The sequence below is a fragment of the Variovorax sp. PAMC 28711 genome (genome assembly GCF_001577265.1).
In the GTDB taxonomy this organism is placed as follows: domain Bacteria; phylum Pseudomonadota; class Gammaproteobacteria; order Burkholderiales; family Burkholderiaceae_C; genus Variovorax.
This window is the reverse complement of record NZ_CP014517.1, coordinates 2,187,493-2,208,945: the sequence shown is the minus strand read 5'-3', so window position 1 is coordinate 2,208,945 and position 21,453 is coordinate 2,187,493. Positions and strand designations below refer to the sequence as shown.

Sequence of the window (21,453 nt, the reverse complement as noted above, 5' to 3'; positions counted from 1 at the left end):
GCCGACCCCGCGCTGCGGCATTGCCCGACAGCCCGCGCACCGGCGCGCCGTACATTGACTGCATGGAACCGATGAAACCAATGCAGCCTATGAAGCCCATGAAACCCATGGCGCCGATGAAACCCATGGACCCGCCCGCCTCCGGTTGGTGGCCAGCGGGCCTCGACAACCCCGCCAGCAGCGGTGCCCAGAACGACCTGCGCTACGCGTTCTTTCCGGAACAGCGCAGGCTGGCGATTCAGCAAAACGGCAAGGTCACGCAGTACGACACCGGCGACCACCAGATCAACGGCGTGAGCCAGCAGCAGTCGGGCGCCTCCGGGCTGCCGTCGTTCAGCAGCCCGCAAGGCGACGTCGATCTCGGGTCGCTGAAAAAAGTCGACTGACGTTCAATCGGTGGTCACGATCGGCGCGCCACGCGCTTCGATCGCTTCACCTGCCGCGAGACACAGGTCCTCGCGATAGCGCGCAGCGACAAGCTGCACCCCGACAGGCTTGCCGTTCGCGAAACCCGTAGACACCACGAGGGCCGGCAGCCCGACGAGCGGCAGGCCGACCATGGTCATCTGCGCAGCCCATACCCGCTCGTAGGCCTCCGGGCCTTGCAAGTCCTGCTCTGACGCGAATGGCGGCTCGGCGCTTGCCGGCAACAACACCACCGCATAGCGCTCCATGTAGAGCTGCCACGCGCGGGTAAGCGAGGCGCGTCGCACCAGGGCTGCAGAAAGCCCGTCTGCGCTGAAGCCCGATGCGATGCGCGCCTGGCCGGCCAGCGCCGCGATCGCGCCTGGGTCGCCCTCGCGCTCGGCATTGCGCACCATCGCCTCGTAGCCGTCGCCCATCCACAACCCGATCTGGATGTCGCATGCTCCTTTCAGCGGCGGCAGGGTGTCGACTTCGTCGACCGTCCACCCGGCATCGCGCAGGCGATCGGCCGCGTCGTGCAGCGCGGCAGCGATGTCCGGGTGCGTGTCGAGGCCGTCGGGCCGTACACAAAGCGCCGCCGTGCGCGGCACCGCCGGGCCCACCAGCGGCGCGGGGACCCACCACGGATCGCGCGCATCGGGCAAAGCCATCGCGGCGAGGCCGAGGCGCAGGTCGTGCACGGTGCGCGCGATCGGCCCCGACACCGCGGTGATCTGGCCACCGATCGTGCGCTCGGCGCCGCTCGCGTTGAACGCCGCCACGCGCCCGAGCGACGGCCGCAGGCCGTGCACGCCACACGCATAGGCCGGATAGCGGATCGAGCCTGCGATGTCAGTGCCGTGCGCGAGGTGGCCGATGCCTGCCGCCACCGCCGATGCGGCCCCACCCGACGAGCCCCCCGGCGTCAGCGTGTCGTCGCGCGGGTTGAGCGTGCGCCCGTGCAGCGTGTTGCTGGTGAACCATCGATAGCTGAACGCCGGTGTGTTGGTGCGACCCACGATGACGGCACCGGCGCGCAGCAGGTTGTCGACCACCGGGCTGTTGGTGCGGGCGACCAGGTCTTTCTGCAGCGCCACGCCGTTGGTGGTCGCAAAGCCCGCCATGTCGATGTTGACCTTGACCGTGACCGGCACGCCGGCGAGCGGTCCCGGGTTCTCACCGCGCGCCAGGGCGGCATCGATCGTGGCGGCACGCGCCAGCACCTCGTCGGGCCGGTGCTGCACCACGGCGTTGAGGCGCGGATTGACCGCATCGAGCCGCGCGAGCGCCGCCTGTGCGGCCTCCACGGCCGACAGCTTGCGCTGTGAGATGAGGTCGGCGACCCGTGATGCGGACAGACGCCAGATATCGCTCATGAAGGCTCCTTGCTGCGGGTTGCTAGACGCCTCCGTCCGTCATGCGGTACCAGCCGATCACGGCCGACACGTAGAGGCGTCGCAGACCATACAACGGGAACGGCTTGATCGCCGACGGCGCGACCGGCAGCGCCGTCTTGTCGCCCGTGGCGATGTACGCGGCCAGCGCCTGGCCCATGCGCGTCTGCAGGCCGACGCCGCGGCCCTGGCAGCCGATGTCGATGAGCAGGCCGGGCGCCGGCTCGTGCAGGTGCGGCAGGTAGTCGCGTGTGATCGCGACGTGGCCGCACCAGCGGTAGGCGATCGGCACGCCGGCGGCCTGCGGGAACAGCTTGCCGATCACGTTCTCCAGGTGCGACCAGTCGCCGGGCTGCGCCGGATCGGGCTCGCGGAAGGTGCCGCGGCCGCCCATGATGAGCCGCCCCGTGTGGTCGATGCGGTAGTACAGCAGCAGGTTGCGCGCGTCCGACGACACATGGCCCTCGGGCATGAGGGTGCGGCGCACCGACTCGGGCAGCGGTTCGGTCGCGACCTGGAACGAGTTGGCGTTGATGATCGACTTGCGCAGTTGCGGCCACAGGTCGTCGGTGTAGCCGTTGGTGGCCAGCACCACGCGCTCGGCAACCACCTTGGCGCCCTGCTTCGTGGTGACGTGCCACTTGCCGCCCTGCCCGCCGGCCTGCGACAGCTGCGTGACCGGCGACGCGGTGTGGATCGCCACGCCGGCCGCGATCGCGGCCCGGGCCAGCCCGCGCGCATAGCTCAGCGGCTGCACGCCGCCGCCGCGCGGATCGACCCAGCCGCCGAGGTATTTGTCGGTGCCGAGCAGCCGGGCGGTTTCGGCACGGTCGAGCAGCTTCGTCGCGACGCCTTCGGCGCCCCAGTCGCGCACGCGGCGCTCGGCCATCTTGAGCGCCTCGGGCGTGTGCGACCCCTGGATCCAGCCGCGCCGCACATGCGGCACGTCCATCTGGTGCTTGTCGATCAGGCCGAACACCGCGTCGGCGGTGCTGCCCGCGAAGTCGACCAGGCGCCGGCCCTTCTCGGCACCGAACATCGCGATCATTTCGCTCGGGTCGTACTTGAAGCCGGGGATCACCTGGCCGCCGTTGCGGCCCGAGCCGCCGAAGCCGATCTCGCGCGCCTCGAGCACCACCACGCGCACGCCGCGCTCGGCCAGGTGCAGGGCGGTGCTGAGGCCGCAGTAGCCGGCACCGACGATGACGACGTCGGCCTGCGCGTCGCCGTCGAGCGGCGTGGTCTCGGGCGCCGGTGCGGCGGTCGCGGCCCACAACGAAGGGCCGAGCGGAAAGAATTCGGGTTGCGGCATGTCGACTCTCACATCGGATGAAGAACGCGCCGCAAGAAGTCCTGCGTGCGCGGGTGTTGGGGGTTGCCGAGCAGTTCGGCCGACGGCCCTTGCTCCGCCACGACGCCGCCGTCGATGAACAACACGCGGTCGGCCACCTCGCGGGCGAACTGCATCTCGTGCGTGACCACGACCATCGTCATGCCGGTTTCGGCGAGCTTGCGCATCACCTCCAGCACGTCGCCGACCAGCTCGGGATCGAGCGCCGAAGTCGGCTCGTCGAACAGGATCGCTTTGGGGTTCATCGCCAGCGCACGCGCGATCGCCACGCGTTGCTGCTGGCCCCCCGAGAGTTGCGAAGGCCGCGCATCGATCTTCTCGGCCAGGCCCACGCTGGCCAGCAGTTCCTTCGCATGCGCGATGGCCACCGCACGCGATTCGCCCTTCACGTACACCGGGCCTTCGATGATGTTTTCCAGCACGCTGCGGTGCGGGAACAGGTTGAAGCGCTGGAACACCATCGCGACTTCGGTGCGGATCTGCTTGATGCTCGGCGCCTGGTGGTCGACCGCCACGCCGTCGATGTCGATGGTGCCGCCGCTGTAGCTTTCGAGCCCGTTGATGCAGCGCAGGATGGTCGACTTGCCCGAGCCCGAGGGGCCGATGATGCAGACCACCTCGCCCTTGGCGACCGAGGCGTCGACGCCTTTGAGCACATGGTGCGTGCCGAAGAATTTCTGGAGTCCGCGGATTTCGATCATGTCTTGTTCCGCTTCTCGAGATGCCGCACCAGGAGGATGAGCGGCACGCACATGACGAGGTACATCACCGCCACCATGCTGAACACGGTGGCGTTCTGGAAGGTGGAGGTGGCGATGAGCTTGCCCTGCAGCGCGAGCTCGGCGACCGTGATGGTGGAGGCCTGCGACGAGTCCTTCAGCATCATGATCATGATGTTGCCGTAGGGCGGCAGCACGATCTTCACGGCCTGCGGCATCACCACGCGCCGCATCATCAGCGGCCAGCCCATGCCCATCGCGCGCGCCGCTTCCACCTGGCCGTGGTCGACCGCCTCGATGCCCGCGCGAAAGTTCTCCGACTGGTAGGCCGAGTACGCGATGCCCAGGCCGAGGATCGACGCCTGCACCGCCGACAGCGAGAGGCCGAAGTCCGGCATCACGAAGTACAGGAAGAACAGCAGCACGATGATCGGGATGCCGCGCAGCAGGTTGACGATGGTGGCCGCGAGGTTCGCCAGCCACCGAATGCCCGACACGCGCATGACGGCCCACACCATGCCGAGCACGGTCGACAACGCCAGCGAGCCGAGCGTCACCCCGATGGTGAGCCAGGCCCCCTGCAGCAGGATCGGAAAATACTCCTGGACGCGGGCGAAGAGCACGAGCATCAGGAAGCCAAGCCCCACTTCTTCAGGATGACGTCGATGGTGCCGTCGGCCTTGAGCTTGGTGAGCGCGGCGTTGACCTTGCCCATCGTCTCGGTGTCGCCCTTGCGCGTCGCGATGCCGATGCTGCTGACCATGGTCGGCTTGAAGCTGGTCGCCATGCGCAGGTTGGGGAAGAGGCCACGCGAGATCGCGAAGCCCGCGATCGGCGAATCGAGGAAGCCCGCATCGATGCGGCCGGCATTGGCGTCGCGCATCAGGTCGGCGGTGGTGTCATACAGCTTCACCTCGGTGAAGAGACCGCTTTTCTGCAGCGGGTCGACGAAGGCGGTGCCGACCTGCACGCCGACGCGCTTGCCCTTGAGGTCGGCCATCGCGACGTAGGCGGTCTTGTCGGCCACCGGCAGCACGACGCCTTCGCCATAGCTGTAGATCGGCTGCGAGAAATCGACCACCTCCAGCCGCACCGGCGTGATGAACATCGCCGCCGAGATCAGGTCGATGCGCTTGGTGGTGAGCGAGCTGATGAGCGTGGAGAACTGCATCGCCTCGATCTGCACGCCGAAGCCGGCTTCCTTGCCCACGGCCTTGACGATGTCGGCCATGACGCCGTCGATCGTGTTGGTCTTGGTGTCGAGGAAGGTGAAGGGGCTGCCGGTCGGCGTGGAGCCGACCTTCAACACGGGCTGGGCCGAGGCCGGCGCCGTGATTGTCAACGCGAGCGCCGTGAACAGCGAAGCGACAAGTGCGGAGAGCTTCATGGTGTCTTTCCTTTGGAGTGGGACGGTGGGGGAACGGAAAAAGTCGAACGGGTGATCGCCCACAGCACGGTGGTGAGCGTCGCGCCCGGGTTGCGCCAGCGGCGCGGGGTGCTGCCGTCGTAGCAGAAGCTGTCGCCGGCCTGCAGCTTGAGCAGGCGGTCCTCGATGAAGAGTTCGAGCTGGCCGTCGATCACGAAGCCGACCTGCTCGCCCTTGTGCGTGAAGAAGAGTTCGTCGCCGGTCGAGCCGCCGGGCTCGATCTCGGCGCGGTACATCTCGACGCGGCCGGTCGCTGCCGGCGGCGTGAGGTTTTCCTTGTGGATGCCCTTGTCGCCCAGGTCGATGCGGCGGTGCGAGCCGGCGCGCACCACGGCGCCGTCGACCTCGGCGGTGGCGTCGCTGTGGCGGGTGTTGCGCACCAGCGTTTCCATCGGCAGCTGGAGTTCGGTCGCGAGGGCCTCGAGCGTGCGCATCGAAATGGAGCGCAGCCCGCGCTCCAGCTGGCTCAGCAGGCTCACCGAAATGCCGCAGGCCTGCGCCACCGGGAGCAGCGGCAGGCCGAGCGCCTTGCGGCGGCGGCGCAGCTGTTCGCCCAACCACAGGTCGATGACCGAATGGATGTGGTGGGCCGAAGGTTGGCGGGCGTTCATAGAGTGCAGCTTGCGTGAAATTTTCACTTTTGTGAATATTTCACAAGCAAGCCTCGGGCCAACCCCTAGACGAAATGCTATTGTTTTGATAGCTACTGGCGCATGAGAGACGGGCGCTCAAGCCCCGTTTCATCTAGATTCCAACGCATGACACGCCGCTCCACCCGTTCTGCCTGGCTCATGCTGATGACGCTGACCACCGCCTTCGCCCTGAGCCAGTCGTACCGCACGGTGGCCGCCATCATGGCGAACCAGCTGCAGAAGGATTTCGCGCTCACCGCGCAGCAGCTCGGCCTGTTCGCGGGCGCGTTTCACTTCGCGTTCGGCGCGCTGCAGCTCTTCATGGGCATCGGCATCGACCTGCAGGGCGTGCGGCGCACGGTGCTGTTCGCCTGGCCGCTGGCGATCGTCGGCGCGGTGGTGTCGGGGCTCTCGCACGACTTCGCCTGGCTGGTGTTCGGCCAGGTGCTCGTGGGCATCGGCTGCGCGCCGGCCTTCCTGGTGTGCACCGTGTTCATCGCGCGGCAGTTTCCGCCGGAGCGTTTCGCGCAGGTGTCGGGCCTCACGCTGGGCATCGGCTCGGTCGGCATGCTGCTGACGGGCACGCCGCTGGCCTGGGTGATCGACCACAGCTCGTGGCGCATGGGCTTCTTCGCGCTCGCGATCGGCTCGGTGGCCGCGTGGGGGGCGATCTTCTGGCTGGTGCACGACGCGGCACCGACGCCCGACGCGCAGACCGCGCCCTCTCCGGCTGGCCCGCCGAAACCGTCGGTGCTCGGCGCGATCCGCAGCTATGGCGCGCTGTTCCGACTGCCGCATACGCTCGGCATCGTCGCGCTCGCCTCGGTCACGTATGCGTCGTTCCTGTCGCTGCGCGGGCTGTGGCTCGGGCCGCTGCTGATCGAGCGGCACGGCTTCTCGCTGGTCCAGAGCGGCAACGTGGCAGTGATCGTCTCGGTGGTCGGCATGTTCGGCCCGCCGCTCTTCGGCCGGCTCGACCCGGGCAACACGCGGCGCCGCCGCTGGATCACCGGCTTCACGCTGGCGGTCGCGGCGATCTTCGCGGTGATGGCGCTGAACCCGGGCGCCACGCTGGACGTCGTCGGCTCGGTGCTGGTCGGCGTGCTGTCGGGCTACATCGTGCTGGAGTACGCCGACACCAAGGCCGCCTACCCGGCCAGCATGACGGGCCGTGCGATGGCGGTCTTCACGATGGCGATGTTCCTCGGCGTGGCAGTGATGCAGTGGTTCACCGGCGTGGTCGCTTCGGTGGCGGCGGCGCACGGCTTCGACACCTTCATGGCGGTGCTCTTCACCATCGCGGGGCTGCTGGCGCTGGGCGCCGCGGCCTTCAGGTGGCTGCCGGCGCCGCCGGTGCCGGCACCGGTGGCGCCGCCGGGTTCCCCGTGAGGGTCAGCAGGATGTCGGCGTACCACGCGCAGTTGAGGCCGAGCGACTCGTCGAGCACGAGGTCGCGCGTGTTCATGTCCATGCGCGACGAGTGCACGCCGAGCAGCTTCCAGGGCAGCGCCGGGTCGGTTCCGGGCGCGCGCATCACCACGGCGGCGCCGCTGGTGCCGCGATGGGTGCGCGCGTCGGTCAGGAAATAGCCCTGCCCCTGGAAGCGGACCCCGAACGACGACGCGATGACCGCGTGCCGCACCACCGGCAGGTGATAGATCACATCGTGAAAGCCCAGCGGGTAGCCGACGACCAGCAGCGCGCTGCCGACTTCGACCTCGTCCAGCGTGCTCTGCAGATGCGCGGGCGTGAACGCCTGCATCGCCACCGACGGCGGCAGCGCCGAGCGGTCGAGCTCGATGGCCGCCACGTCGATCTCGCCGCCCATGTCGCTGCCCTGGCGCCAGACGCTCTTGCCGTCGACGTACAGCCAGACCGACAGCGCGCTCGCCTGCGTCAGGTTGACGGCATCGGTGTGCAGCTCGATCTCGATGCGGTTCGGAAAATGCTTGGTGGGCGCATCGATGACGACGTGCCGGCTGGTCACGAAGAAAAGCCGCTCGTCGCGCAGGAAGAAAAACCCGCTGGCGCCGGTCAGCAGCCTGTCGCCGTCGAAGGTGGAAACACGGGCGGCGGTGAGGAGGATGGATTCGGCCATGCGGCTCTTTTACATGAGCGGCCCGTGTTGTCCGACACGCCGCAGCCGACTTCTGTGCCTGAATGTGACCAGCGCCGTAATGAGCTCCCGAGCTCCCGTCAGTCAACGTCAACCATCCTTTGTCCATGAACGCCACCACCCCCACTCCCGCACTCGAAGAGGGCGCGCCGCACCCGCTCGGCGCCACCTACACCGGCAACGGCGTCAATTTCGCGGTGTTCTCCGCGCATGCCACGCAGGTGCAGGTCTGCATCTACGACGCGTCGGGCACGACCGAAACCGCCTGCCACGTGCTGCCCGAATACACCGACGAGGTGTGGCACGGCTTCGTGCCCGGCCTCAAGCCCGGCACGCGCTACGGCCTGCGCGTGCATGGCCCCTACGAGCCCGAGAAGGGCCACCGCTTCAACCACCACAAGCTGCTGCTCGACCCGTATGCCAAGGCGCACATGGGCGAGCTCAAGTGGGGCCCCGAGGTGTTCGGCTACACGGTCGGCCACCCGGACGGCGACCTGAGCTTCGACGAGCGCGACAGCGCGCCCTTCATGCCCAAGTGCGTGGTGGTCGATTCGCGCTTCGAGTGGAAGCAGACCGATGCGGTGCGCGTGCCATGGAACCAGACCGTGTTCTACGAAACCCACGTGCGCGGCTTCACGATGCAGCACCCGGCCGTGCCCGAGCTGTTCCGCGGCACCTTCGCCGGGCTGGCCCGCGACGAAGTGCTCGGCCCCATCAAGGCGCTGGGCGTGACCAGCGTCGAGCTGCTGCCGATCCAGATGTTCCTGAACCAGCCCTTCCTCACCGAAAAGGGCCTGACCAACTACTGGGGCTACGACACCATCGGCTTCTTCGCGCTCGACCAGCGCTACATGGACGGCCCGAACATCGACGAGTTCAAGAACATGGTCGACCGCTTCCATGCCCACGGGCTCGAAGTGATCCTCGACGTGGTCTACAACCACACGCCCGAAGGCAACGAGATGGGCCCGACGCTGTCGTTCAAGGGCATCGACAACGCGAGCTACTACCGGCTGATGCCGCCCGGCGAAGACGGGCTCGGCCAGCGCTACTACATCAACGACACCGGCACCGGCAACACCGTCAACCTGAGCCATCCGCGCGTGCTGCAGATGGTGACCGACAGCCTGCGCTACTGGGTCACCGAAATGCACGTCGACGGCTTCCGCTTCGACCTCGCGACCATCCTGGCGCGCGAGCCGCACGGCTTCGACGAAGGCGGCGGCTTTCTCAAGAGCTGCCGGCAAGACCCGGTGCTCTCCAGCGTCAAGCTCATCGCCGAGCCGTGGGACATCGGCCCGGGCGGCTACCAGGTCGGCGGCTTTCCGCCCGGCTGGGCCGAGTGGAACGACCAGTTCCGCGACACCGTGCGCGCGTTCTGGAAGGGCGACGAAGCGATGGCGCCGGCGCTCGCGCAGTGCCTGACGGCCAGCAGCGACCGCTTCAATCGCCGCGGGCGCCGTCCCTGGGCCAGCGTCAATTTCATCAGCGCGCACGACGGCTTCACGCTGGCCGACACGGTCAGCTACAACGAGAAGCACAACGAAGCCAACAACGAAGGCAACCGCGACGGCCACGGCGACAACCGCAGCTGGAATTGCGGCGTCGAAGGCCCGACCGACAACGAGGAAGTGCTCGCACTGCGCGCCCGCCAGCAGCGCAACATGCTCGCGACGCTGCTGCTCTCGCAAGGCACGCCGATGCTGCTGGCCGGCGACGAATTCGGCCGCACGCAAAAGGGCAACAACAACGCGTATTGCCAGGACGACGACATCTCCTGGGTCGACTGGGCGCAGGCCGGCGAAGCACGCGGCGAGGCGCTCGCCGCCTTCACGCGCCACGTCCTGGGCCTGCGCAACGCCCTGCCCGTGCTACGCCGCAACCGCTTTCTCACCGGCCAGTTCAGCGAAGCCGCGCAGGTGAAGGATGCGACCTGGCTCGCGCCCGATGGCGCCGAGATGGACGAGGCGCATTGGCAGGACGCGCAGACGCGCTGCTTCGGCCTGCTGCTCGAAGGCACCGCACCCGGTTCGTCGCTGCCGCGCGCCGCGTCGGACGACAGCGTGCTGCTTGTCTTCAATGCGTGGGAAGGCGCGATCGACTTCGTGCTGCCACCGCGCGACGAAGGCAAGGCGTGGACGCGCATCGTCGACACCGCGCACGACGCGCAGGAAGAAGACACGTTCCAGCCGGGCGACAGCTACACCGTCACCGGCCGGTCGTTCCTGGTGTTCCGCGCCCCCGCCTGATCGCCCGCCGACGCGCCATGACTGTTCTTTGCGCCAACTGCCACACGGCCAACCGCGACCGCGCGATGTTCTGCATCGGGTGCGCGGGCAAGCTGCCGGCCTTCGCGGCGACCGGGCCGTCGGCGCTGCAGGCGCTGGGCGGCGCGTCGGCGCGCCCGATGGCGCGCGCGGCGTCCGACACTGGCGCAGCACCGCTCGGTACCGCCACGGCGTTGCCGCCGCGCGGCTTGCTCATCGCGGTGCTGTTGCTTGGCGCGACGGTGCTGGCGCTTGCGGCGTGGATCGGCTTCGGACCGCCGCGCGCGACCACGCCCGGCATGGCATCGGCCGCGGCGCCGCCGCTGAAGACCTTGCCCGCCTCCGCGGTGGCGACACCGTCGCCGGCCCCCGCGCCTGCCTCTCAGGTGCCCGTCGAAGCGGCGCTGGCCACGGGCGAGTCGACCGTGCCGGCAACCGCGGATGCGCCCGCGCTCGCGTCGACGGCACCTGTCCCGCGCATCGAGGCGCCGCAGCGCGCGCCCCAGCGCAGCGCTTCGGTGTCTCAAGCATCAGCGTCTCGCGGGGCGGCCGATCCGCGCGCGGGTTGCGAGCAGCTTTTCTTCGTGCTGGCTGCGCGCTGCGAAGCGCGCCACTGCGACGAGGCGGCCTACACGCGCCATCCGCGCTGCACCCTCGTGCGGGCACAACGCCAGCGCGACGAAGCGCGGCGCAACCTGACGCAGTAGTGGTCAACGCGAACGAACACGAATTCGTGTTCGTGGAGATCGAGTTGCGTTAACGGCGCACGGCCAGCGCCACGATCGCGGCGCCGGCGGCGACGATCAGCATGTCTTCGATCAAGCCGCTGCGCGTCTGGCCGATGCGCGCCATGGCGCGCTCGCGACCGGCCAGCGTCGCGTAGGCCAGCGGCACCGCCGTAGCCACCGCGACCGCCGCGCCGATCTGCTCGCGACCGCGCGGCGCCAGTGCGGCGCCAGCGATGCCTGCGCTCGACACACGCGCCAGCAGACCCAGGAACACGGTGCGGTCCGGCGCGGTCTTCATCTTGTCGCCGAACAGCTCGCCGACGCCCATCGCCAATGCGCCGTACGTGAACACCGGACGGTCCAGAAGGAAGAGGCGGCCCGGCGTGCGGTAGCCCAACAGCCGGGCCGCGGCGAGGCTGGCCATCGGCGTCATCGACCGCGCACTGGCGACGGCGCCGATCAGGCAGGAATAGAGGAAGCCGCGCATCACGCGCCGCCCGCCTCGTCGACGCGCTCTTCGTTCGTCGTACTGCGACTGCCCTTGAGGTGCATTTCGACATCGGTCGCGCGGTCGCCGACCTTGGAGACGGCTTCCTTCAATTGCATTTCGGTCACGGCGAGCTTCTTCGACCACTCGGCGACCGACGCCTCTGAGGCGAGGTCGACGCGATCGGGCTCGGCGCCGGGTTGGGACGTGGGGGATTCGTTGGGGTTGGCCATGGCGTGTTTCCGGTTGATTCGACAAAGCATCAAGTTAGTCCGCGCGCGGCGCCCCGGCTGTAGGCGCACGCGGTGGACCGCCTGTCCGTCGCGGACGACAGTTTGGGCGCGCCGGCTCGCGCACCATGCGGCATGGACCTTTCGACTTTGACCTTCGCGGGCTTCAACGCCATCGACCTGCTGCTCGTGGTGGTGCTGCTGCTCGGACTCTGGCGCGGGTGGCGCGTCGGCTTCGTGGCCGGCGTGCTCGAACTCGCCTGCCTGGCGGCCAGCCTGGCCGCCGCCTTCTTTGCGAGCCACTGGATGGCGGCCACGCTCGACCGCGAAGGCTGGCTGCCCGAGCCCTGGGCCTCGCCCGCCGCGTTCCTGGGCGTCTTCGTGCTCGTGCAGCTGGTGCTGGGCGCGATCGCCCGCCGGCTGATCCGGCCCTTGCAGGCCGGCCAGACGCTGCGGTCGATCAACCGGGCGCTGGGCATCGTGCCGGGCGCTGCCAAGGGCGCCATCAACGCGATGGTGATCGCGGTGCTGCTCACCGCGCTGCCGCTGACCGACAGCATCACGCGGGCGTCGCAAGCGAGCGTGCTGGTCACGCCACTGGGCGAGCCGGCCGACTGGCTGGAGCGCCGGCTGGGGCCGATCTTCAATCCTGCCGTGGAGCGCAGCCTGCAGGCGCTGATGGTCGAGCCCCAATCGCAGGAGCGGGTGGCACTGCCCTTCGTGGTGACGAACCCGCCGCCGCGGCCCGACCTCGAAGCGGCAATGCTGGTGCTGGTCAACGCGGAGCGCGCCAAGGTCGGTGGGCTGCGCGTGCTCACCGCCGACACCGAAACGCTGGACGTGTCGCGTGCTCATTCGCGCGACATGTTCGCCCGCAGCTACTTCGCGCATGTCACGCCCGAAGGACGCACGCCCTTCGACCGGCTGCGCGCCGCGAAGCTCGGCTACCGCGCGGCCGGCGAAAACCTCGCGCTGGCGCGCACGCTCGACATGGCACACCAGGGACTCATGAACTCGCCGGGCCATCGCGCCAACATCCTGCATCCGGCTTTCGGACGGGTGGGCATCGGCATCGTGGATGGCGGACGCCACGGGTTGATGATCACGCAGACCTTTCGGAACTGAGGCGGACCGCCGGCGCTAGCGGGGTCGCGCGGGCGGCGGCACGGCCAGCGTGACCAGCCGCGCCGTCACCCGGCCGTCGTCGATCTGCAGCTCCGCCACCGAAATCGGCAGGCTGAACCGGCGCGGCCCCGCGCTGCCCGGGTTGATGAACAGCACCCCGTCGCGCTCGACCATCGACGGCTTGTGCGAATGCCCCGACACCACCACCCGCACGCGCGCATCGAGGGCGTCGGGTTGCAGGTCGGCGATGTCATGCACCGCGTGAATCGCAACGCCCCCGAGCGTGACCGTCAAAGACACCGGAATGTCCGCCGCCCACGGCGCGGTGTCGTTGTTGCCGCGCACCACGCTCAACGGCGCGATCGCCGCCAGCCGCGCCAGGATCTCCGGCCCGCCGATGTCGCCGCCGTGGACGATGTGGTCGCTGCCGGCGAGGAAGGCCATGGCTTCGGGACGCAGGAGGTTGTGGGTGTCGGAGATGAGGGCGATGCGGGGCATGGGTGATTTTGGTGGGGGCAGACGGCGTACAAGTTCACGCCCCACGCTGGAATACCCTCCTTTGTGGGACTGGTCAGATGGTGTTCAGCTAGGCATGATGGTTTGTAAACAATTGTTGCAAATCCTCGCAAACATCCATGGCTGTTCTTATCCCGTCGCTCGGCGCCTGTGCGTCGCGCATGACAACTGGCGAGCGCCGTCTGGCCGAGCGGCTGGAACAGAAGCTCGATAGCGACTACCTGCTCTGGTACGACGTGCCGGTCGGGCCGAAGCGGTCGCACCCCGACTTCATCGTGCTGCACCCGCTCCGCGGCCTCCTCATCCTCGAGGTGAAGGACTGGCGGCTCGAAACCATCCAGAAGGCCACGCGCGGCATGTGGGAGATCGTGCCCGGCGGTGAGCTGAAGTCGGTCAACAACCCCTTCGAGCAGGCGCGGCACTACGCCGAGGAAGTGGTCGACGCGCTCAAGCGCGACCCGCAGCTGGTGCAGCCCAGCGGCAAGTGGCAGGGCATGCTGACCTTTCCGTGGAGCTACGGCGTCGTCTTCAGCCACATCACGCGACGGCAGTTCGAAGCCAGCGGGCTGCACCACGCCATTGACGGGCACCGCGTGATCTGCGCCGACGAGATGCAGGAGAACGCCGACCCCGAGGCGTTGCAAAGCCAGCTGTGGGGCATGTTCCCCATGCTCATGCGCGGCGCGCTGACCCTGCCGCAGATCGACCGCGTGCGATGGCTGCTGTTCCCCGAGGTGCGCGTGAACTCGCAGCGGAGCCTCTTCGACGGCAGCAACGCCGACCAGGACGAAGCGGCCGAACGCGCTCTGCCCAGCATCCTGAGCGTGATGGACCTGCAGCAGGAGCAACTGGCACGCAGCCTGGGTGACGGCCACCGCGTGATCCACGGCGTGGCCGGCTCGGGCAAGACCATGATCCTTGGCTACCGCGCTGAATTTCTCGCGCAAGCCGCCAACGCCGCGAAGCCCGTGCTCGTGCTTTGCTACAACGAGCCGCTGGCCGTGAAGCTCGCGTCGATCATGGAGGCCAAGGGCCTGACCGAGCGCGTGCACGTGCGCAACTTCCACAAGTGGTGCCGGCAACAGCTCGTCGCCTTCGGCCAGGAGCTGCCGCCGCAGAAGATGGCGACCGGCGCCAAAATGGACGAAATGGTCGACCGCGTGATCCGCGCCGTTGACCGCAAGCACATCCCGTCGGGCCAGTACCTCGCCGTGCTCATCGACGAAGGCCACGACTTCCGCCCCGAATGGCTGAAGCTGGTGACGCAGATGGTCGACCCGAGCACCAACAGCCTGCTGCTTCTGTATGACGACGCGCAGAGCATCTACGAGCGGCAGCGCAGCAAGCAGTTCAGCTTCAAGAGCGTCGGCATCCAGGCGCAGGGGCGCACCACGGTGCTGAAGATCAACTACCGCAACACGCGGCAGATCCTGCAGACCGCCAGCCAGATCGCCGGCGGGCTGCTCACGGCCGAGAACTCCGAGCAGGGCGAAGACGGCATCCCGCTGCTGCTACCCGTGAGCTGCGGCCGCGAAGGGCCGGAGCCGATGGTGATCAACCTGCCCACGCTGCACGAAGAAGCCGCGAAGGTCGCCGAGCTGCTGAGCGCTGCGCATCAGGAAGGGCATGCGTGGGGCGACATGGCGGTGCTGTGTCGGCACTACGACGGGATGGAGGAATGCGCGCGAGCGCTGACGCGGCGCAGGTTGCCGCATCAGGTGCGGCACAGGTCGGGGGATTTCAGGCCGCTGGAGGACAGCATCAAGGTGATGACGATGCATGTCAGCAAGGGGTTGGAATTTCCGATCGTGGCGGTGATGGGGCTTAACGAATCGTCTACCAAACAGGACGAGGTTGAAGCGGAAGCGCGGTTGCTCTATGTGGCTGCGACGCGAGCTACACAAAGGCTGCTAATTGCGACCACAAAGCCAGCGTGAGCATCCGAGGCCTCACGCGGCCGTCGTCGATCAGCAACCCCGCCACCAAGATCGGAAGGCTGAAGCGCCACGGCCCCGCGCTGCCGAGGTTGATGAACAGCACGTCGTCGCCCTCGACTATCGACGTCTTGTGCGAGTGGCCCAAGACGACCATGCGCACGTCGACATCGGCCGGCTCCAGTTGCATGACGGCCATGTCGTGCATCACAGGCACCGCAACGCCGCCGAACCGGACTGTAAGCGCACCGGAATGTCCGCCGCCCACGGCGCGGTGTCGTTACTGCCGCGCCCCGCGATCAACTGCGTGCGGCTTTATCTACGGTGTGCTTCACGCCTTTATCAATTAAAAAACCATCTGAGCATTGAATGCTTCGCCGCTCACCGCCTCCACAAACCAACCGCAAATCAAGAGGGAACAAATGCGCCGCTTAAAGCTTCATTTTGAGATCGATTCGCCAACACTAGAAGCATTTGTTTTCTTTGCTCTATCGCTTGATGAGAAGCTTTATGACCTAACCGATGATAGTTTCAAAGCTTCAGCGCTGAATACCTACACCCGTACCCTTGAGCTGCAAACCGTTGCGCATACCAACTTCGTTGCCGGAGTGAGCAAAGACGCATTAAGACCTTTTATTGAAGAGTTGGAGTGGAGTGTCGCCCGGGACCCTGCACTCACTTCCGACGAGAAAGGTCTATGTAAAGCGCAAATTGATAGCATTTCGCAACGGGTCGGTGAGTCAGCACAAGTTTCCCAAGCTGTGGCAGGACTCCGTCTGGTACTAAGAAATCACTTTTCCTCAATTCAGTCAGCCATAAACTCAATTATCACCTCGGATCAAAAGCGAAAATCCGAGCTGCAAGAGCTTGCATCAAATTTCATTATTCAAGCTGAGATTGAGGGATTTCCTCGTCGGCACACCTACCACATCGTTCAAAAACTACTCATTAGCCCAATTAAATACGAAAAAACAATTGACTCAAAAGCACTTCTGCTAAGATTTTTTTCTGCCTTTGCGCCAAAACCCAGAGAGTTTGACTGCGCATTCCTGGTTGACAAGACTGTCTCTGCCTACGGCAAGCTACTAGAACGGTTTGATTTGAAATGCCAGGATGACGATCCCGCTTGGGAAGGCCTAAATACCCAACAGCAACTGTTCGTACAATCCAGGGCCGACAATCAGGACTGGCTGATCGCTGAGAAGGTATCAGCGAGATCTGCTGCAGAGGTACATGAGGAAATATCAGGCCGCTTTGATTCATTGGCTTCTGTAATAAAGTTCTTTGAACACAAGGGCACGGCGACCTTATCTCGCCTTTCGCTCACCAAGGATTTGGAGACAAAACTCACTTACATGTCCCATGAAGCCCCTGACCCGATGCATTGCTGGGTCGGAAACCAAAAGTATTCTGAAGTGGATTACGTCGAGCTGTCAGATGCGATACATGGAGGACACTTGGCGCCTGATAGTGCGATCCGCGTAGCACGTGCACTCAGATTTCACAAGGCGGCCCTACTTTCCAATTCAGCAGAAAATCAGCTTATCGACCTTTGGGCGGCCCTAGAAGGGCTGCTCCCCATACCAAAAAGAGAAGGCGTGAGAATTGAATATTTTGCCGAGTCGGTGTTGCCGACTTTGACGTTGACATATCCTGAGAAGCTCTTTAGCTCCGCTTATCAGGACACTTTGAAAGTTGAGCGAGGAAGTCGAGCAATACTGAATGCAATGGAGTGCGATGGATCGGAGTTTGCTCGATTTGTGAGTTTGCTTTTGTGCGAGGAATTCAAGGCGGATCGTGAAAAGATGCTTGTTCTTCTAAAGTCAGACCCTTTGCTCCGAAACAAACTTTGGCGCCTGTCAGAAGCTTTTAAGTCGCGAACCGCCATTCAAACCACCCTCAGATCGCATCGAAGAAAGGTGAAGTGGCATCTCTATAGAATTTATTTCACTAGAAATTCATTGATGCACAGCGCCACATCACTGCCCTATCTGGCAATGCTCGTCGAGAATCTCCACCTTTATGTGGACTCATTAATTCGTGCCATTGCGAAAGTTGCCCACGAATCGAGCGAGGTTCTTTCTATTGAAGGCGGACTTCAATACCTCTCTGGCTGGGAGAAAATTCGTCTCGAGGGACTCACGCATGATGGAGCAGATAATTCAAAGCCGCCTACTGCATCTGAAGTGTGGCCGCTTGTATTCGGACGCGACATGATCCTCGCACCTCAAAGGGATAAGGACGTACATTATCAAAATTGATGATGTCCGCATAAGCCGATGCGCTTAGGGATGGTCTGCACAAGTCCACCGGTTGCCGCCAGTGATCGTTGAACACAGATGAAGCAAATCAGCCTTGGCGCCAGCGGGTTCGAACTCTCCAGCAAGAGAACGCGCAAGCGCGACTTTCTCGACGAGATGAACCTGGTGGTGCCTTGGGCCGAGCTGGTCGGGCTGATCCAACCCCACGCACCCGCTGGCAAGACCGGCAGACCTCCCTTTGCCGTGGAAACCCTGCTGCGCATCCACTTCATGCAGCAATGGTTCACCTTGTCGGACCCGGCCATGGAAGAAGCCTTGTACGACGTGCCCCTCTACTGCGAGTTTGCGCGGCTCGATCCCGGCATGAGCCGCCTGCCCGACGAGAGCACCATCCTCAGATTTCGTCACCTGCTTGAAGCCCACGGCCTGGCCTTGCAGATCATGGCGACGGTCAACGCCATGCTCACCCAGCGCGGCCTCTTGCTCAAGAGTGGCACCGCCGTCGATGCCACCCTCATTGCCGCACCGAGCTCCACCAAGAACAAGGACGGCTTGCGCGACCCCGAGATGCACCAGACCAAGAAGGGCAACCAATGGCACTTCGGGATGAAGGCGCACATCGGTGTGGATGCCGACTCTGGCCTGGTGCACACGGTGATCGGCACGGCGGCCAATGTGAACGACGTGACCCAGGCCAACGCATTGCTGCACGGGCAGGAGTCGTCGGTTCACGGGGATGCGGGCTACCAGGGAGCGCACAAGCGTCTTGATGCCCGGCAAGACCTGACCTGGCACATCGCCATGCGACCGGGCAAGCGAAGGATGCTGGACAGGACAGCCGAGATCGACGCGCTGATCGACAAGGTCGAGCAGCTCAAGGCCAGCGTGCGCGCCAGGGTGGAGCACCCGTTTCGGGTGATCAAGCGGCAGTTCGGCCATGTGAAGGTGCGATACCGGGGGCTGGCCAAGAACACGGCGCAATTGCACACGCTGTTCGCGTTGAGCAATCTGTGGATGGCCAGGGGCAAGCTGATGCAGGGCGCACAGGGATGAGTGCGCCTGGAAGTCGGGGAATCGCCCGAACTGAGCTCGCCAAGGGCAATCTACGCGGGGAGCGGTCAGGTAAACACACAAAAATCAGCCGCCAGCTTCACGTCGCTTGAAGTTCACGCCGCCTGTCGCTCGCGGCGCAGGTTGTGCAGACCATCCTTAGCCAATCTAGCGAGCGACTTTTCTGGCTCTGGTGGAGGTCTGGATAGTCACCGAGTGCGGGATTGCGAACTGCGAAGTGAGCTATCTGGTTACCGCCGGATATCAGGTCTGTCTTTGGTTTCTCGAGGCGACTGCCCCAAGGGTCAACGTTGAGATTTCGACGCCCCCCTCAACGCCCCCCGAATCGTCGACAACCCGCGCAGCAGATGCGCATCCAGCTCCTCCAGCATCGCGTTCAGGTCATCCCCGATCGCCGTTTTCAGGAACAGCTGGTGGTTTTCCGCATAGTCCGGCTTGGGCGTGTGCGTGAGCTTGCACAGGGCGAAGCCGAGCTGGATCTACTGCGTCATCTGCTGCCACACGTAGAGCAGCAGGTGGTTGCCGCAGCGCTCGGCGACCAGGCCGTGGAAATGCGCCTTGCTGCGCCGGTCCCGTGCGCCACCTTTCCCGCCCGCCCGAAGAAGCGACGAAAATCCTCCCATGCAAATCCAAAAAGACACCGTCGTCACCCTCCAGTACAAAGTCGCCGATGCCCAGGGCAAGGTGCTCGACGCGGGCAAGGACCCGCTCGTTTACCTGCACGGGGGCTACGACAACACCTTCCCGAAGATCGAGGCGGCGCTCGACGGCAAGGCGCCGGGCTTTCAGGCCACGCTGGATCTCGCGCCCGAAGACGCCTTCGGGCCACGCGACGAGGGCCTGGTGCGCGCGATTCCCAAGGCCGACTTTCCGCCGGGCGTGAAGGTGGGCGGCCAGCTGCAGGGCCGCACCGACGACGGCGTGGAGCACGCGTTCACCGTCATGAAGGTCAAGGGCGACAAGGTGCTGCTCGACGGCAACCACCCGCTGGCCGGCGTGGCGCTGCGCTTCAGCCTCCAGGTGACCGACGTGCGCACCGCCTCCGAAGAAGAGATCGCGCACAAGCATGTGCACGGCGCTCACGGTCACCACCATTGAACGGCTTCCCATGACCCCCACCGATCCCAAGCTCCTCGCCGCCCGCCAGGCCGGCCTGCAGAAGATGGCGCTGTGCGAGCCCTGCGCCGGCATCCAGCGCAACTGGCGACGCGCGCCCGGGCACGCCGAGCTGGTTCAGGGGACGTCCCGCAAGCAGGACCGCGGCGACGGCGTGGCCGTCAACGTGACGAGCTACCGATGCGACCACTGCGGCACGCGCTGGGAATACGAGAACGACAAGGCGAATGCGAAGGCCGGCTGGTCGGTGGTGGGCAACTAGGCGCCCCACGCAGCCTGGATAGCAAAACTATCCCTCGGCGATTTTCTTTCGCCGACCGGCGTCAGCGGAACCGTTTGGTGAATTCGCGCACCACGCCGATGACCACGGCGCCTTCGAGGCTGCGGATCGGATAGCGCGGATTGAGCGGCTTCAGGTACATGTCACCGCCGTCGGCCACGAGTTGCTTGAAGGTGGCCTGGTTGCCTTCTCGCAAGGCGATGACGTAGTCGCCTGAAAAGGGCTGCATCTCGGGCTCCACCACGATGATGGAACCCTCCGGAAACGAGTCGCCGCTGGGGCTGACCATGCTGTCGCCGTGCACGCGAAGCGCGTAGGTGTGGCGCTTGACTGGCGCGGTGACGGGCACGCGCTCGAACTTGCCGTCGGGCTTGAAGTTGTCGATGACGGTGAAGTTGCCGGCCTCGACTTCGGACACCAGCGGGACTTCAGCGCGCATGTCGTAACCCACCCCGCTGATGTTCTGCAGACCGCCCGAAACGAGTTCGGCAAGCGACACGCCGAGCAGACCCGCAACGCGCGGCTGGTTGGCACGGTTGGGTGCTGTCCCGCCTGGCTTTTCCCATTGCTGTACGGCACCCCGCGTCACGCCGGCGGCATCGGCAAACTGCTGTTCACTCATGCCAAGGCGGCGGCGGCCTTCGCGGATGAGGTGATGAATCGTCATGGTTTGGAGGGTAATGCGGCCGCAAGATAGAAAATTACTCCTCGACCAAAAATCTATCTTTCGAGCGTGGTCATTCGAAGAATCAAAATATGATCGCGCTGCAGGGAGCCCCTCCACTTCGTCCCGGAAGGTTCCATATGCCAGTCCATCGCGACGTCATCGTGATCGGAGGCGCTACGGGAAGCGTCGGTGCCCTGTGCCGGTTGCTTTCTCCGCTGCCTGCCGACTTTCCTGCCGCCCTCCTCGCAGCCCTCGACACCGAGCCCGAAGACGGCATCCGCGATCTGGTTGCGCATGTCGCGAGCCACACGCGCCTGCAGGTGTCGTACGCTGCCGAGGGCGAAGACCCGATGCCGGGCCACCTGTACCTGGCGCGCAGCGATGTTCATCTTGCGTTGAGCCTCAATGGGAAGATGACCTTGCGCAACGGCCCCAGGATCACCGATGCCAGGCCCGCCGCAGACCCGTTGTTTGAAACAGCCGCAGAGGCGTTCGGCCCGCGTGTCATCTGCATCGTGCTGAGTGGTGAAGACCACAATGGAATGGACGGCATGAAGGCGGTGCATGCGGCTCGCGGCATTTGCATCGCGCAGAGCCCGTCCGATGCCATCGTGCCGACCATGCCGATGAACGCACTTCTGGACGAGCACATCGACCACTGCGTGCTGCTCGACGCCATGCCGAAACTGCTGATGTCGCTGGTCGGACACGCATCGCACTGAGGCCGG

Annotated in this window: 24 protein-coding genes; 11 read left to right on the top strand and 13 right to left on the bottom strand. The window is 65.6% G+C overall.

The window, feature by feature from the left end; translation table 11 throughout:
- The first annotated feature begins 116 nt into the window (after positions 1–116).
- Entirely contained in the window at positions 117–386 is a 270-nt protein-coding gene (locus tag AX767_RS10910; RefSeq protein WP_237288416.1) for a hypothetical protein, read from the top strand.
- Positions 387–389: 3 nt separating this feature from the next.
- On the opposite strand, the gene AX767_RS10905 is transcribed toward AX767_RS10910, so the two are convergent.
- The 6 genes from AX767_RS10905 to AX767_RS10880 are packed head-to-tail and all read right to left on the bottom strand — an operon-like array spanning position 390 to position 5,906.
- Positions 390–1,781, bottom strand: coding sequence for an amidase family protein (locus AX767_RS10905; RefSeq protein WP_068631242.1), 1,392 nt, complete (start codon positions 1,779–1,781; stop codon positions 390–392).
- Between the two features lie 22 nt (positions 1,782–1,803).
- Entirely contained in the window at positions 1,804–3,111 is a 1,308-nt protein-coding gene (locus AX767_RS10900) for an NAD(P)/FAD-dependent oxidoreductase (protein WP_068631240.1), read from the bottom strand.
- Between the two features lie 8 nt (positions 3,112–3,119).
- Positions 3,120–3,851, bottom strand: coding sequence for an amino acid ABC transporter ATP-binding protein (locus AX767_RS10895; RefSeq protein WP_068631238.1), 732 nt, complete (start codon positions 3,849–3,851; stop codon positions 3,120–3,122).
- A complete protein-coding gene (locus tag AX767_RS10890) occupies positions 3,848–4,498 on the bottom strand; it encodes an amino acid ABC transporter permease (protein WP_068631236.1) in 651 nt (216 codons plus the stop codon). The genes AX767_RS10895 and AX767_RS10890 overlap by 4 nt, the downstream gene beginning before the upstream one ends.
- Positions 4,498–5,256, bottom strand: coding sequence for an ABC transporter substrate-binding protein (locus tag AX767_RS10885; protein ID WP_068631234.1), 759 nt, complete (start codon positions 5,254–5,256; stop codon positions 4,498–4,500). Before AX767_RS10885 ends, AX767_RS10890 begins: the two co-directional genes overlap by 1 nt.
- Entirely contained in the window at positions 5,253–5,906 is a 654-nt protein-coding gene (locus tag AX767_RS10880; RefSeq protein ID WP_068631231.1) for a helix-turn-helix domain-containing protein, read from the bottom strand. Before AX767_RS10880 ends, AX767_RS10885 begins: the two co-directional genes overlap by 4 nt.
- A 147-nt stretch (positions 5,907–6,053) precedes the next feature.
- On the opposite strand from AX767_RS10880, the gene AX767_RS10875 reads away from it, so the two are divergent.
- Complete coding sequence (locus AX767_RS10875) at positions 6,054–7,316, top strand: MFS transporter (RefSeq protein ID WP_237288414.1); 1,263 nt, start codon at positions 6,054–6,056, stop codon at positions 7,314–7,316.
- Here AX767_RS10875 and AX767_RS10870 read toward each other — a convergent pair.
- On the bottom strand, positions 7,258–8,025 hold the full coding sequence (locus tag AX767_RS10870) for a trypsin-like peptidase domain-containing protein (protein WP_068631229.1): 768 nt from the start codon (positions 8,023–8,025) through the stop codon (positions 7,258–7,260). The genes AX767_RS10875 and AX767_RS10870 overlap by 59 nt on opposite strands.
- A gap of 125 nt (positions 8,026–8,150) precedes the next feature.
- Between AX767_RS10870 and glgX the strand changes: the two genes are divergently transcribed.
- Positions 8,151–10,292 carry a glycogen debranching protein GlgX gene (glgX, locus tag AX767_RS10865; RefSeq protein WP_068631227.1) on the top strand — a complete coding sequence of 714 codons (2,142 nt, stop codon included), beginning with the start codon at positions 8,151–8,153 and terminating at the stop codon, positions 10,290–10,292.
- Between the two features lie 17 nt (positions 10,293–10,309).
- Positions 10,310–11,017, top strand: coding sequence for a hypothetical protein (locus tag AX767_RS10860; RefSeq protein ID WP_156481027.1), 708 nt, complete (start codon positions 10,310–10,312; stop codon positions 11,015–11,017).
- Positions 11,018–11,066: 49 nt separating this feature from the next.
- On the opposite strand, the gene AX767_RS10855 is transcribed toward AX767_RS10860, so the two are convergent.
- Both AX767_RS10855 and AX767_RS10850 read right to left on the bottom strand, forming a co-directional pair.
- The gene (locus AX767_RS10855) at positions 11,067–11,525 is read right to left on the bottom strand and encodes a hypothetical protein (RefSeq protein ID WP_068631223.1); all 459 of its coding nucleotides are present in this window, start codon (positions 11,523–11,525) and stop codon (positions 11,067–11,069) included.
- Positions 11,525–11,758 (bottom strand): DUF3606 domain-containing protein, encoded by a 234-nt coding sequence (locus AX767_RS10850; protein WP_068631220.1) that lies wholly within the window; start codon positions 11,756–11,758, stop codon positions 11,525–11,527. Before AX767_RS10850 ends, AX767_RS10855 begins: the two co-directional genes overlap by 1 nt.
- 132 nt (positions 11,759–11,890) lie before the next feature.
- Here AX767_RS10850 and AX767_RS10845 point away from each other — a divergent pair, with 132 nt between their 5' ends.
- Positions 11,891–12,880 (top strand): CvpA family protein, encoded by a 990-nt coding sequence (locus AX767_RS10845; protein WP_068631218.1) that lies wholly within the window; start codon positions 11,891–11,893, stop codon positions 12,878–12,880.
- 15 nt (positions 12,881–12,895) lie between these two features.
- Here the strand turns inward: AX767_RS10845 and AX767_RS10840 are convergent, their stop codons facing one another.
- On the bottom strand, positions 12,896–13,378 hold the full coding sequence (locus tag AX767_RS10840) for a metallophosphoesterase family protein (protein ID WP_068631216.1): 483 nt from the start codon (positions 13,376–13,378) through the stop codon (positions 12,896–12,898).
- 137 nt (positions 13,379–13,515) lie between these two features.
- Between AX767_RS10840 and AX767_RS10835 the strand changes: the two genes are divergently transcribed.
- Positions 13,516–15,333: a DEAD/DEAH box helicase gene (locus AX767_RS10835; protein WP_210392466.1), complete on the top strand. Its 1,818-nt coding sequence runs from the start codon at positions 13,516–13,518 to the stop codon at positions 15,331–15,333.
- Here AX767_RS10835 and AX767_RS10830 read toward each other — a convergent pair.
- Entirely contained in the window at positions 15,293–15,538 is a 246-nt protein-coding gene (locus AX767_RS10830; protein WP_068631212.1) for a metallophosphoesterase family protein, read from the bottom strand. The genes AX767_RS10835 and AX767_RS10830 overlap by 41 nt on opposite strands.
- Before the next feature lie 157 nt (positions 15,539–15,695).
- Between AX767_RS10830 and AX767_RS21375 the strand changes: the two genes are divergently transcribed.
- Together AX767_RS21375 and AX767_RS10825 are read left to right on the top strand one after the other, a co-directional pair.
- Positions 15,696–17,591, top strand: coding sequence for a hypothetical protein (locus AX767_RS21375; RefSeq protein ID WP_156481026.1), 1,896 nt, complete (start codon positions 15,696–15,698; stop codon positions 17,589–17,591).
- Between the two features lie 78 nt (positions 17,592–17,669).
- Positions 17,670–18,644 (top strand): IS5 family transposase, encoded by a 975-nt coding sequence (locus AX767_RS10825; protein WP_068631210.1) that lies wholly within the window; start codon positions 17,670–17,672, stop codon positions 18,642–18,644.
- 497 nt (positions 18,645–19,141) lie between these two features.
- On the opposite strand, the gene AX767_RS21900 is transcribed toward AX767_RS10825, so the two are convergent.
- Entirely contained in the window at positions 19,142–19,285 is a 144-nt protein-coding gene (locus AX767_RS21900) for a hypothetical protein (RefSeq protein WP_237288412.1), read from the bottom strand.
- On the opposite strand from AX767_RS21900, the gene AX767_RS10815 reads away from it, so the two are divergent.
- Positions 19,284–19,760, top strand: a complete 477-nt coding sequence (locus AX767_RS10815) for an FKBP-type peptidyl-prolyl cis-trans isomerase (protein WP_068631208.1) — start codon at positions 19,284–19,286, stop codon at positions 19,758–19,760. The two genes, AX767_RS21900 and AX767_RS10815, sit on opposite strands and share 2 nt — an antisense overlap.
- Positions 19,761–19,770: 10 nt before the next feature.
- Entirely contained in the window at positions 19,771–20,040 is a 270-nt protein-coding gene (locus AX767_RS10810; protein ID WP_068631206.1) for a hypothetical protein, read from the top strand.
- A gap of 61 nt (positions 20,041–20,101) precedes the next feature.
- On the opposite strand, the gene AX767_RS10805 is transcribed toward AX767_RS10810, so the two are convergent.
- On the bottom strand, positions 20,102–20,725 hold the full coding sequence (locus AX767_RS10805) for a LexA family protein (RefSeq protein ID WP_068631204.1): 624 nt from the start codon (positions 20,723–20,725) through the stop codon (positions 20,102–20,104).
- An 89-nt stretch (positions 20,726–20,814) separates the two neighbouring features.
- On the opposite strand from AX767_RS10805, the gene AX767_RS10800 reads away from it, so the two are divergent.
- A complete protein-coding gene (locus AX767_RS10800; RefSeq protein WP_082754983.1) occupies positions 20,815–21,447 on the top strand; it encodes a chemotaxis protein CheB in 633 nt (210 codons plus the stop codon).
- The last annotated feature ends 6 nt before the right edge of the window (positions 21,448–21,453 follow it).

What these genes read in the sequence shown, in the direction of transcription:
- AX767_RS10910 (WP_237288416.1), top strand. Translation starts at nt 117, where the DNA reads ATGAAACCCATGGACCCGCCCGCCTCCGGTTGGTGGCCAGCGGGCCTC.
- AX767_RS10905 (WP_068631242.1), bottom strand. Translation starts at nt 1,781, where the DNA reads ATGAGCGATATCTGGCGTCTGTCCGCATCACGGGTCGCCGACCTCATC.
- AX767_RS10900 (WP_068631240.1), bottom strand. Translation starts at nt 3,111, where the DNA reads ATGCCGCAACCCGAATTCTTTCCGCTCGGCCCTTCGTTGTGGGCCGCG.
- AX767_RS10895 (WP_068631238.1), bottom strand. Translation starts at nt 3,851, where the DNA reads ATGATCGAAATCCGCGGACTCCAGAAATTCTTCGGCACGCACCATGTG.
- AX767_RS10890 (WP_068631236.1), bottom strand. Translation starts at nt 4,498, where the DNA reads ATGCTCGTGCTCTTCGCCCGCGTCCAGGAGTATTTTCCGATCCTGCTG.
- AX767_RS10885 (WP_068631234.1), bottom strand. Translation starts at nt 5,256, where the DNA reads ATGAAGCTCTCCGCACTTGTCGCTTCGCTGTTCACGGCGCTCGCGTTG.
- AX767_RS10880 (WP_068631231.1), bottom strand. Translation starts at nt 5,906, where the DNA reads ATGAACGCCCGCCAACCTTCGGCCCACCACATCCATTCGGTCATCGAC.
- AX767_RS10875 (WP_237288414.1), top strand. Translation starts at nt 6,054, where the DNA reads ATGACACGCCGCTCCACCCGTTCTGCCTGGCTCATGCTGATGACGCTG.
- AX767_RS10870 (WP_068631229.1), bottom strand. Translation starts at nt 8,025, where the DNA reads ATGGCCGAATCCATCCTCCTCACCGCCGCCCGTGTTTCCACCTTCGAC.
- glgX (WP_068631227.1), top strand. Translation starts at nt 8,151, where the DNA reads ATGAACGCCACCACCCCCACTCCCGCACTCGAAGAGGGCGCGCCGCAC.
- AX767_RS10860 (WP_156481027.1), top strand. Translation starts at nt 10,310, where the DNA reads ATGACTGTTCTTTGCGCCAACTGCCACACGGCCAACCGCGACCGCGCG.
- AX767_RS10855 (WP_068631223.1), bottom strand. Translation starts at nt 11,525, where the DNA reads ATGCGCGGCTTCCTCTATTCCTGCCTGATCGGCGCCGTCGCCAGTGCG.
- AX767_RS10850 (WP_068631220.1), bottom strand. Translation starts at nt 11,758, where the DNA reads ATGGCCAACCCCAACGAATCCCCCACGTCCCAACCCGGCGCCGAGCCC.
- AX767_RS10845 (WP_068631218.1), top strand. Translation starts at nt 11,891, where the DNA reads ATGGACCTTTCGACTTTGACCTTCGCGGGCTTCAACGCCATCGACCTG.
- AX767_RS10840 (WP_068631216.1), bottom strand. Translation starts at nt 13,378, where the DNA reads ATGCCCCGCATCGCCCTCATCTCCGACACCCACAACCTCCTGCGTCCC.
- AX767_RS10835 (WP_210392466.1), top strand. Translation starts at nt 13,516, where the DNA reads ATGGCTGTTCTTATCCCGTCGCTCGGCGCCTGTGCGTCGCGCATGACA.
- AX767_RS10830 (WP_068631212.1), bottom strand. Translation starts at nt 15,538, where the DNA reads ATGCACGACATGGCCGTCATGCAACTGGAGCCGGCCGATGTCGACGTG.
- AX767_RS10825 (WP_068631210.1), top strand. Translation starts at nt 17,670, where the DNA reads ATGAAGCAAATCAGCCTTGGCGCCAGCGGGTTCGAACTCTCCAGCAAG.
- AX767_RS10815 (WP_068631208.1), top strand. Translation starts at nt 19,284, where the DNA reads ATGCAAATCCAAAAAGACACCGTCGTCACCCTCCAGTACAAAGTCGCC.
- AX767_RS21900 (WP_237288412.1), bottom strand. Translation starts at nt 19,285, where the DNA reads ATGGGAGGATTTTCGTCGCTTCTTCGGGCGGGCGGGAAAGGTGGCGCA.
- AX767_RS10810 (WP_068631206.1), top strand. Translation starts at nt 19,771, where the DNA reads ATGACCCCCACCGATCCCAAGCTCCTCGCCGCCCGCCAGGCCGGCCTG.
- AX767_RS10805 (WP_068631204.1), bottom strand. Translation starts at nt 20,725, where the DNA reads ATGACGATTCATCACCTCATCCGCGAAGGCCGCCGCCGCCTTGGCATG.
- AX767_RS10800 (WP_082754983.1), top strand. Translation starts at nt 20,815, where the DNA reads ATGATCGCGCTGCAGGGAGCCCCTCCACTTCGTCCCGGAAGGTTCCAT.